The sequence below is a fragment of the Alicyclobacillus sp. CIJ1 genome (assembly GCF_057538885.1).
The window spans coordinates 1-285 of record NZ_BAAJPH010000047.1 but is presented as its reverse complement, the minus strand read 5'-3'; the positions used below and the strand labels follow the sequence as shown (position 1 = coordinate 285).

General features: G+C 55.8%; 1 rRNA gene. It reads right to left on the bottom strand.

The annotated features are described in order from the left end of the window. Positions 1-285: ribosomal RNA gene (locus AC27E8_RS00330) — 23S ribosomal RNA — on the bottom strand; the annotation flags it as partial.

Sequence of the window (285 nt, the reverse complement as noted above, 5' to 3'; positions counted from 1 at the left end):
CAAGGGTGGTATCCCAACGCCGACTCCACTCAGGCTGGCGCCCAAGCTTCTCCGTCTCCCACCTATCCTGTACATGGAACACCGTTGTCCCATATCAGGCTACAGTCAAGCTCCACGGGGTCTTTCCGTCTAACCGCGGGTAGCCTGCATCTTCACAGGTACTACAATTTCACCGGGTCTCTCGTTGAGACAGCGCCCAAGTCGTTACGCCTTTCGTGCGGGTCGGAACTTACCCGACAAGGAATTTCGCTACCTTAGGACCGTTATAGTTACGGCCGCCGTTTA